Raw genomic sequence first — 5,105 nt, 5'->3', positions numbered from 1 at the left:
GTCACCGACGCCACCGACTGGCGCGTCGAATACCCCTTCCTGGTCCTGCTGCCCGACAGCGAAGAGGAGATGGCCGGCCTGGTCAAGGGCTGCATCGAACTGGGCCTGACCATCATCCCGCGCGGCGGCGGCACCGGCTACACCGGCGGCGCCATTCCGCTCACGCCGATGTCGGCCGTGATCAACACCGAAAAGCTGATCGGCATCGGTGAAGTCGAATTGAGCCGCCTGCCGGGCGTAGACCGCGAATACGCGACCATCCACACCTACGCCGGCGTGGTCACCCAGCGCGTGTCGCAGGCGGCGGAAAAAGCCGGCTTCGTGTTCGCGGTCGACCCGACCTCGGCCCACGCGTCCTGCATCGGCGGGAACATCGCGATGAACGCCGGCGGCAAGAAGGCCGTCCTGTGGGGCACCGCGCTCGACAACCTGGCTTCCTGGCGCATGGTCGACCCGAACGGCGACTGGCTGGAAGTCACGCGCATGGACCACAACCTGTCCAAGATCCACGACGCGCCGGTCGCCACGTTCAAACTCGAATGGACCCATCCGACGCCGCGCGGCGCCGCCAAGGGCGCGCCGTTCCGCACCGAGACGCTTACCATCGAAGGCCGCCGCTTCCGCAAGGAAGGCCTGGGCAAGGACGTCACCGACAAATTCCTGGCCGGCCTGCCGGGCATTCAGAAAGAGGGCACCGATGGCTTGATCACCTCGGCGCGCTGGATCCTGCACAAGATGCCGAAGTTCACCCGCACCGTGGCGCTGGAATTCTTCGGCCAGGCGCGCGATGCGATCCCGTCGATCGTCGAGATCAAGGACTACCTCGACGGCCTGCCGAAGAACGGCGACCCGGCCTTCTCGACCATCCGCCTGGCGGGCCTGGAGCACCTGGACGAGCGCTACCTGCGCGCGGTCGGCTANNTCCAAGCGCGGCGTGCTGCCCAAGATGGCGCTGTTCGGCGACATCGTCGGCGACGACGAGAACGCGGTCGCCATCGCGGCCTCGGAAGTGGTGCGCCTGGCGAATACCCGCGTCGGCGAGGGCTTCGTGGCCGTGAGCGCGGAAGCGCGCAAGAAATTCTGGCTCGACCGCGCCCGCACCGCGGCCATCGCGCGCCACACCAATGCCTTCAAGATCAACGAAGACGTGGTGATCCCGCTGAACCGCATGGGCGAGTACACCGACGGCATCGAGCGCATCAACGTCGAGCTGTCGATCAAGAACAAGCTGCAGCTGGCCGGCGAGCTGCGCCAGTACCTCGCCAACGAGCACCTGCCGATCGAGAAGAGCGACGACGCCACCGGCGACACGGTCGACCGCAACGAGATCCTGGGCGACCGCCCGCAACAGGCGGTGGCGCTGGTGGAGCTGGTCCATGCACGCTGGGGCTTCATCCTCGCCAACCTCGACCAGAAGCTGGTCGACGTGCGCGGCAAGCTGGACGAGCTGGGCCTGGACGGGCTGTCGTCGACCCTGGACCAGCGCATCGGCGCCCAGCCGGACGCGCTGCTGTTCGACGTGGTGCAGGACCACACCATCCGCGTCTCCTGGAAGCAGGAGCTGCGTGCGCAGCTGCGCCAGATCTTCAACGGCGCGGCCTACAAATGCATCCTCGACGAATGCACGGCCATCCACAAGCGCGTGCTGCGCTCGCGCGTGTTCGTGGCCCTGCACATGCACGCCGGCGACGGCAACGTGCACACCAACCTGCCGGTGAACTCGGACGACTACGCGATGCTGCAGGATGCGCATGCCGCGGTCGAGCGCATCATGCGGCTTGCGCGTTCGCTGGACGGCGTGATCTCGGGCGAGCACGGCATCGGCATCACCAAGCTCGAATTCCTCACCGACGACGAGATCCGTGAGTTCCGCGACTACAAGGAACGTGTCGATCCGGAAGGTCGTTTCAACAAGGGCAAGCTGCTGAACACGACGGCGGTATCGGCCGACCTGCGCAACGCCTACACGCCGTCCTTCGGCCTGATGGGCCACGAATCGCTCATCATGCAGCAGAGCGACATCGGCGAGATCGCCAACAGCATCAAGGACTGCCTGCGCTGCGGCAAGTGCAAGCCGGTCTGCACCACCCACGTGCCGCAGTCGAACCTGCTGTACTCCCCACGCGACAAGATCCTGGCCACCTCGGCGCTGATCGAAGCCTTCCTCTACGAAGAGCAGNNCCCGCCGCGGCGTCTCGATCCGCCACTGGGAAGAATTCGAGGACGTCTCGGACCACTGCACCGTGTGTCACAAGTGCGTGACGCCGTGCCCGGTCAACATCGACTTCGGCGACGTTTCGATGAACATGCGTAACCTGCTGCGCAAGATGGACAAGCGCAGCTTCAAGCCGGCCAACCGCGCCGCCATGTTCTTCCTGAACGCGACCGACCCGACCACCATCAACCTGACCCGCAAGGCCATGGTGGACCTCGGTTACAAGGCCCAGCGCATGGGCAACCAGCTGCTGCGCGGCCTGGCCAAGCCGCAGGTGGAAGCGCCGCCCCCGACCACCGGAAAGGCGCCGGTGCGCGAGCAGGTGATCCACTTCATCAACAAGAAAATGCCGGGCAACCTGCCGAAGAAGACGGCGCGCGCGCTGCTGGACATCGAGGACGACAAGGTCATCCCGATCATCCGCAACCCGAAGGCGACCAACGCCGACACCGAAGCCGTGTTCTACTTCCCGGGCTGCGGCTCGGAGCGCCTGTTCTCGCAGGTGGGCCTGGCCACCCAGGCGATGCTGTGGGAAGTGGGCGTGCAGACCGTGCTGCCGCCGGGCTACCTGTGCTGCGGCTATCCCCAGCGCGGCGCCGGCCAGTACGACAAGGCCGACAAGATGGTGACGGACAACCGCGTGCTGTTCCACCGCATGGCCAACACGCTGAACTACCTCGACATCAAGACGGTCGTGGTGTCGTGCGGCACCTGCTACGACTCGCTGGCGAACTACGAGTTCGACAAGATCTTCCCGGGCTGCCGCCTCATCGACATCCACGAATACCTGATGGAGAAAGGGGTGAAGCTGGAAGGCGTCAGCGGCACCCGCTACATGTACCACGACCCCTGCCACACCCCGATGAAGATGCAGGATTCGCTCAAGACCGTGAACGCGCTGGTTTCCACCGTGGACAACGTCAAGATCGAGAAGAACGATCGCTGCTGCGGCGAATCCGGTACCTTCGCCGTGAGCCGTCCGGACATCGCCACCCAGGTGCGCTCGCGCAAGCAGGGCGAGATGGAGAAGGGCGCGGATAAACTGCGCGACGACGGCTTCAAGGGCGACGTCAAGATCCTGACCAGCTGCCCGTCCTGCCTGCAGGGCCTGTCGCGCTACAACCATGATTCCGGCACCACCGCCGACTATATCGTGGTCGAGATGGCGCGCCACCTGCTGGGCGAGAACTGGATGCCCGACTACGTCGCCCGCGCCAACAACGGCGGCATCGAAAGGGTGCTGGTATGAAGGAGATCATGCGCGAAACCGGCTGCGAGCTGTGTCACCTGACGGTGCCCGTGGTCTGGCAGGACGAGAAGCTCTCGGTCATCCTGGTCGACGACGCCGCCTATCCGGGCTTTTGCCGCGTCATCTGGCGCGAGCACGTGCGCGAGATGAGCGACCTGTCGATTGATGACCGCCTGCTGCTCAACGAGGCCGTCTACCAGGTCGAGCAGGCGGTGCGCGAAGTCATGCAGCCGCTGAAGGTCAACGTGGCCAGCCTCGGCAACGTGGTGCCGCACCTGCACTGGCATATCATCCCGCGCTATGCGGACGATGCGCACTTCCCGGCGCCGGTGTGGGCCCAGGCCGCGCGCCAGACCGACGCAGGCGTCCTGGCCGCACGCCGCGCGCTGCTGCCGGACCTGGCCGCCGTGATCGCGAAGCACTTCAACGAATAAGAGGAGACCCCATGCCCAACCCACTTGATATCGCCGTGCGCCAGAAATCGCGCGTGCTGGAAATCGCCTTCGATGACGGCAACAGCTTTTCCATTCCCTTCGAACTGATGCGCGTGTATTCGCCCTCGGCCGAAGTAAAAGGCCACGGCCCGGGCCAGGAAGTGCTCCAGGTCGGCAAGCGCGAGGTCGGCATCACCGGCGTGGAACCGGTCGGCAACTACGCGATCAAGCCCCTGTTCGACGACGGCCACGGCAGCGGCATCTTCACCTGGGATTACCTGTACAAGCTGGGCAGCGAGCAGGCCTCGCTGTGGCAGCAATACCTGGACCGCCTGCATGCGGCCGGCTTTGCGGGCGACAGCGGGCGCGAGCCGGGCACCGAAGTGCCGGGCGCGGCGCCGAAATCGGGCTGCGGGCATCATCACTGACCGCTGCCTGAACCGGGCCCACAAAAACAAAGAGCACGTCTGTCGACGTGCTCATTGTTTTTGGCGCGCTCCCTGGGGAGCGCAGCAGTGGTGTCTCAGGCCTGTGGCTGGATGTTCGCAGCCTGCTTGCCCTTCGGGCCGGCAGTGATGTCGAAGCTCACGCGCTGGTTTTCCGCCAGCGACTTGAAGCCTTGGGTGTTGATGGCCGAGAAGTGTGCAAAGACGTCTTCGCCACCGCCGTCCGGGGTGATGAAGCCGAAACCTTTTGCATCGTTAAACCACTTTACAGTGCCAGTCGCCATGGTAATTCCCTCAATGAAGTTTATCTATGTTATTGCTTTGTCGGACGTCAGGAGGTAGTGGATCCAGCGGCGTGCTCAACATTGCAAAAATGATTATAGAGACAAATTTTTAAAAGGGAAGGAACTTTTTTCAATCGTGCGCCTCCCTTTTTTTAGTGTGGGCCGCCGGTCTCCGGCAGCGGCCCATCAGCTATCAGAAACCTGGTAGAAACCTATCAGAAACTGAGCGGCATCCGTATCGTCAGCGACACGTCCGGGGTATCGCGCGTGACGCCGGCGCCCACTGCCACCGACAGCGAGCGTTTCTCGTTGAAGCGGTAGGAATAGCCGATCAGCAGGGTGCCGAGCTGGGTCCTTACCGATCCCGGTACCGTGCGGCCGTTCTGCTTCATGCGCGCCACCGTGCTGTGGTCGTAGCCGAGACTGAGCGAGGCCTTGTCGTTCAGCGCCAGGCCCATGCCGAAGTTGAAGCCGATG

General features: G+C 64.3%; 5 protein-coding genes and 2 pseudogenes (1 of these 7 cut by a window edge). 5 read left to right on the top strand and 2 right to left on the bottom strand.

Translation table 11 applies throughout. The annotated features are described in order from the left end of the window. Positions 1–69 precede the first annotated feature (69 nt). The 5 genes and pseudogenes from B2R83_RS24110 to B2R83_RS17820 form a co-directional block, all read left to right on the top strand. Positions 70–417: pseudogene (locus B2R83_RS24110) on the top strand (FAD-binding protein); the annotation flags it as partial. A 370-nt stretch (positions 418–787) separates the two neighbouring features. After that, the gene (locus tag B2R83_RS24105; RefSeq protein ID WP_422655566.1) at positions 788–2,314 is read left to right on the top strand and encodes an FAD-linked oxidase C-terminal domain-containing protein; all 1,527 of its coding nucleotides are present in this window, start codon (positions 788–790) and stop codon (positions 2,312–2,314) included. Next, positions 2,301–3,464, top strand: a complete 1,164-nt coding sequence (locus B2R83_RS24100; RefSeq protein WP_422655565.1) for a DUF3400 domain-containing protein — start codon at positions 2,301–2,303, stop codon at positions 3,462–3,464. Before B2R83_RS24105 ends, B2R83_RS24100 begins: the two co-directional genes overlap by 14 nt. Further along, positions 3,461–3,898 carry an HIT family protein gene (locus B2R83_RS17825; protein ID WP_292044000.1) on the top strand — a complete coding sequence of 146 codons (438 nt, stop codon included), beginning with the start codon at positions 3,461–3,463 and terminating at the stop codon, positions 3,896–3,898. Before B2R83_RS24100 ends, B2R83_RS17825 begins: the two co-directional genes overlap by 4 nt. A gap of 11 nt (positions 3,899–3,909) precedes the next feature. Further along, the gene (locus B2R83_RS17820; protein WP_036208731.1) at positions 3,910–4,326 is read left to right on the top strand and encodes a gamma-butyrobetaine hydroxylase-like domain-containing protein; all 417 of its coding nucleotides are present in this window, start codon (positions 3,910–3,912) and stop codon (positions 4,324–4,326) included. Positions 4,327–4,421: 95 nt separating this feature from the next. Here B2R83_RS17820 and B2R83_RS17815 read toward each other — a convergent pair whose 3' ends face one another. Both B2R83_RS17815 and B2R83_RS17810 read right to left on the bottom strand, forming a co-directional pair. Then, complete coding sequence (locus tag B2R83_RS17815) at positions 4,422–4,628, bottom strand: cold-shock protein (RefSeq protein WP_027865721.1); 207 nt, start codon at positions 4,626–4,628, stop codon at positions 4,422–4,424. A gap of 215 nt (positions 4,629–4,843) precedes the next feature. Further along, positions 4,844–5,105: pseudogene (locus B2R83_RS17810) on the bottom strand (hypothetical protein); its annotated part runs 277 nt beyond the window's last position; the annotation flags it as partial.

The sequence above is a fragment of the Massilia sp. UBA6681 genome (assembly GCF_002454935.1).
GTDB lineage: Bacteria > Pseudomonadota > Gammaproteobacteria > Burkholderiales > Burkholderiaceae_D > Telluria > Telluria varians.
This window is presented reverse-complemented; position numbering and strand designations above follow the sequence as displayed.

What these genes read in the sequence shown, in the direction of transcription:
- B2R83_RS24100 (WP_422655565.1), top strand. Translation starts at nt 2,301, where the DNA reads ATGAACATGCGTAACCTGCTGCGCAAGATGGACAAGCGCAGCTTCAAG.
- B2R83_RS17825 (WP_292044000.1), top strand. Translation starts at nt 3,461, where the DNA reads ATGAAGGAGATCATGCGCGAAACCGGCTGCGAGCTGTGTCACCTGACG.
- B2R83_RS17820 (WP_036208731.1), top strand. Translation starts at nt 3,910, where the DNA reads ATGCCCAACCCACTTGATATCGCCGTGCGCCAGAAATCGCGCGTGCTG.
- B2R83_RS17815 (WP_027865721.1), bottom strand. Translation starts at nt 4,628, where the DNA reads ATGGCGACTGGCACTGTAAAGTGGTTTAACGATGCAAAAGGTTTCGGC.